Genomic DNA, 4308 nt, shown 5'->3' on the forward strand with positions numbered 1-4308 from the left:
GGCTTCAGCCAGCTCTTCCCCACCCAGGCCGCCATGGCCTGGGCGGGGAAGAGCTGGCTGAAGCCGTGCTGGATGTTGATCCGGTCGACGGGATCGGTGTTGTCGGAGGTCCAGACCTGGTCGGTGCGGGCGAGGATGCCGAGGTCGGCCCGTCCGCCGCCGCCCGCGCAGGCCTCGATGCGAAGGCCGGGGTGGTCGGCACGGAGGCGGTCCATGATCCGGTGGACGGCGCGGGTGTGGTCGATCCACAGCCGGTCGGGGTCCGGATGGCCGGCCCAACCGGCCTCGGTGACGACCCGGTTGGCATCCCACTTGAACCAGTCGACGTCGTGATCGCGCACCAGCTGGTCCAGGGTCCGGTGGGCCCAGGCCTCGACTTCGGGGCAGGCGAAGTTCAGCATGAGCTGGTTGCGCAGCTCGGTCGCGTCCCGAGTCGCCGCATGGACGACCCAGTCGGGATGGGCACGGTAGAGGTCGCTGTCGCGGTTGACCATTTCCGGCTCCACCCACAGCCCGAACGCCATGCCCAGGCGGTGCACCTCGTCGGCCAGTGGGCGCAGCCCGTCGGGGAACGCCTCGGGCCGGGGCGTCCAGTCGCCGAGCCCGGCCCGGTCGCTGGTACGGCCGCCGAACCATCCGTCGTCCAGCACGAAGAGTTCGGCGCCCAGACGTGCGGCCACCCGGGCCAGGCTCAGCTGGCCGGGCTGGTCGACGTCGAAGCCGGTGGCTTCCCATGAGTTGTAGACGACGGGCCGGTCCCGGTCGGGGGCGGGCAGGACACCGGTACGGATGTGGGCGTGCCAGGCGCGGCTGGCGGCGCCGAAGCCGTCGGGGGTGTAGAGGCCGGCGAAGACGGGTGTGTGCAGGCTCTGGCCGGGCTGGATGGTCCAGCTGAGTCCTTCGTGGCCGAAGCCGCCGGTCCAGGTGGTCCGGCCGACCGGGTCGCGGTGCACGGTGATGCGCCAACTTCCGCTCCAGGCAAGGGCGGTGCTCCAGACCTCGCCGTGCTCCTCGTCGGCGGTGCCGTCGTCGAGGGCGATCCAGGGGCTGGCGTGGTGGCTGGTGAGGCCCCGGCGGCTGGTGAGCACGGTCTCGGCGACCGGGAGCCGGTCGCGCTGCAACTGGAACTCGCTGTTCCAGCCGCCCACGAGGTGGTTGAGCCGGTAGTCGGGCAGTGCTGGCAGCGTCCAGGCGGCCGAGTCCAGCCGGTCGACGGTGATGGGGCCCGAGTCGTCGGCTCCGGTGTGGGTGAGTTCCACCCAGCGCTCGATGACGTCACTGCCGGGACGGACGCGATAGCCCAGTTCGGCGGCCAACGGGTAGTGGCGGTCGGCCAGGTACAGGCGGAGTTCTCCGTCCCGGACCGTGTGGCCGGTGAAGGACCACTGGGCACCGCGGGTGCCGTCGGCGAACCGCACCTGGAGGCCGGCCGGCCCGAACCGCGCACCGGTCTGCGGGGCCAATTCGTCCGGGGCGGGGTCTGTCTCGAAGCTGCTCGCGGCAGGTGAGGCGGCCGCGGGCAGTCCGCAGAGGGCGTCGGTGTCGAGCGGTTCCCCCCAGTGCAGATGCCGGGGGCTGCCGTCGGCGCCGATGCGTACGGCGTAGACGCTGTTCGGGGTCTGCAGGACCACCAGCCCGCGGGTGGGGTCGAAGGAAACGGATGAGGGCGTGGGAGGCACAGGTGATCCCGAGGGGTTTCGAGCGTCGGTGAGGACCGGGCAAACGGAAACATCGAATGATGTTTGAAGTGGCCGCAGTTGGGACGGAGCGTAGGGCCGCTCGAACGAGAAAATCAATACTGGACGAAGTTATTTATTTATCGTAGGTTGCCGCCGTGTTTCCAAACCACTCGCGACCACTGGTGACGGCACCGGCCGAAACCGCCATCCTCGCCCTGCTGTTGGCCGAAAGCCCGCTCAGCCGGGTGGAGCTGGCCCGCCGGACGGGCCTGTCCTCGACCGCTGTGACCAAGGCCGCGCGCCCCCTCCTCGACGACGGCTACCTGCACGAACTCCCCCCGGAGCGCACCGCTCCGGGGGCCGGACGTCCCGTGAACCCGCTGGCCGTCACTCCCGACCGGGAGTTCGTCGTCGGTGTGAAGATCAGTGCCGACACCCTCTTCGGCGCGGTCTGCGACCTGCGGGCGCGGATGCGCACCACCGCCAGCCGGCCGCTGGGCGACCGCGACCCGGCCGCCGTATGTGCGCTACTGGCCGAACTCGTCTCCGAACTCCTCGACGTGAAACCCGAGTACCGGGCCCGCACCCGGCACCTGGGCGTCGCGGTCTCCGGCGACGTGGACCGTTCCTGCGGACGTGTCCGCTACTCCGTGCTCCCCGATTGGCGCGATGTGCCACTGGCCGATAACCTCGCCGCGGCGACCGGCCTGACCGTCACCGTGGAGAACGACGTCAAGGCCATCACCGCCGCCGAGCACTGGTTCGGTGAGGGCATCGGTACCGAGTACTTCGCACTGGTCACCATCGGAGCGGGGATCGGCTCCGGGATCGTCATCAACGGTGAACTGGTCGCCGGCGCGTACGGCGTGGCCGGAGAGATGGGGCACATCAGCATCGACCCGGCCGGGCCGCGGTGTCACTGCGGCCAGACCGGTTGTGTCGAGGCCGTCGCCTCCAGCGACGCCGTCCTCGCCGCCATCCGCCGCGCCACCGACGACCCGGACCTGGACTTCGACGGTGCCGTTCAGCTCGCCCGTGGCGGAGACCCCGCCGCGCAGAGCGCCTTCGCGAGGGCCGGCCATGCCATCGGCGTCGGCATCGCCACCCTTGTGAACCTCATAGGTCCCGAGCGCGTCGTCGTCACGGGCGAGGGGCTCGACACCTACGACCTTTTCGGAATGCACATCAGGGACGCCTACGAAGCGCACTGCTTCAAAGCAGCGGCGAAATGCCCGCTGACCCTGCGTCCGCTCCCCTGGGAGGAGTGGGCCCGCGGCGCCGCCGTCGTCGGCATCCAGGCCCTCTTCCCCTGAACGAGCTTCACCACCCCGAGCCGCCGCCGCAACCGATGTCCAGCACCGTCTGCCAACTGTGCACAACCGGACACCGGCTGCGCCGGACAACAACACGTACACCCAACCCTCTCAACCTGAAGGACGCGAAGTGAGCGCACGGAGCTCCAAGCTTAGTCGCAGAGGATTCCTCGGCGGATCCATCCTGTTCGTCGCCGGAGCGGCGGTCGGTTGCAGTACCGACCCGTCCAGCGGAGGCTCCTCCGGGGCGAAGACCACCCTGAACGTCTGGTCCCACGCCTACGGCGAGGCCGGCACCCAGCAGGCCCTCACCCGCTACGCCACCGCGTTCACCAAGGCCAACCCGGACATCGCGGTCAAGGTCACCTGGACCCCCGGCGACTACTCCGGCAAGCTCTACGCGACCCTTCTCACCGACTCCGCCCCGGACGTCTTCGAGATCGGCGACTTCAGCGAGAGCCTCGCCCGGCAGGGCCAGATAGCCCAGCTGGACGACATCTACGGCAGCGCCAAGTCCGACTTCAACCAGGGCGCCCGCGACATGGTGACCGTCGACGGCAAGCTCTACGGCGTCAAGACGCTCGACGACATCATGATGCTCTACTTCCGCAAGAGCGTGCTTTCCAAGGCCGGCATCACCCCGCCCGACAGCTTCGACGCGCTCGCCGACGCGGCCAAGGCCCTGAGCTCCAAGAAGACCAAGGGCCTGTTCGTCGGCCAGGACGGTCTGGGCGACAGCGCCATCCTCTCCGTGTTCTCCAACGGCGGCGACCTCGTCACCGCCGACGGCAAGGCGGGCTTCGGCTCCTCCCAGGCCGCCGAGGCCGTGGCCGGACTCAAGCGCCTTCACGACGACAAGTCCCTGCTGCTCGGCTTCACCACCGACTGGTGGGACCCCGCCGCCCTCACCCAGAACGCCGTCCCGATGCAGTGGGGCGGCCTCTGGTCGATGCCCGCCATCAAGACCGCGCTCGGCGACGACTTCGGCGTCATGCCGTGGCCCGCCTTCAAGCCCGGCGGCAAGCCCGCGGTTCGCGTCGGCGGCTGGAGCACCTGCGTCAACGCCAAGGGCAAGAACGTGGAAGCGGCCAAGAAGTTCGTCCAGTGGCTCTGGATCAAGCAGACCGACCTCCAGACGGACTGGTCGCAGAGCTACGGCCTGCACGTCCCGCCGCGCACGTCCGTCGCCGCCGCCGCCGACAAGCTCGCCCAGGGACCCGCCAAGGAGACCGTCGAGCTGGCCACCAAGTACGGCAGGAACAACCCCAGCACCTGGAACAGCGCTGTGAGCTCCCTCTTCACCGCGGCCGCGGTGA

Annotated in this window: 3 protein-coding genes; 2 read left to right on the top strand and 1 reads right to left on the bottom strand. The window is 69.8% G+C overall.

What is annotated here, in order from left to right; genetic code table 11:
* Window positions 1-1679, bottom strand: a 1679-nt coding sequence (locus J1C73_RS10175) for an alpha-galactosidase (RefSeq protein ID WP_207316043.1), incomplete at its 3' end; no start/stop codon positions are given.
* 155 nt (window positions 1680-1834) lie between these two features.
* Between J1C73_RS10175 and J1C73_RS10180 the strand changes: the two genes are divergently transcribed.
* Both J1C73_RS10180 and J1C73_RS10185 read left to right on the top strand, forming a co-directional pair.
* A complete protein-coding gene (locus J1C73_RS10180; RefSeq protein ID WP_241200372.1) occupies window positions 1835-2992 on the top strand; it encodes an ROK family transcriptional regulator in 1158 nt (385 codons plus the stop codon).
* Between the two features lie 130 nt (window positions 2993-3122).
* On the top strand, window positions 3123-4308 hold a 1186-nt coding region (locus J1C73_RS10185; RefSeq protein WP_207316044.1), incomplete at its 3' end, for an ABC transporter substrate-binding protein.

Source organism: Streptomyces laculatispora, assembly GCF_017353455.1.
Classification (GTDB): Bacteria; Actinomycetota; Actinomycetes; order Streptomycetales; family Streptomycetaceae; genus Streptomyces; species Streptomyces laculatispora.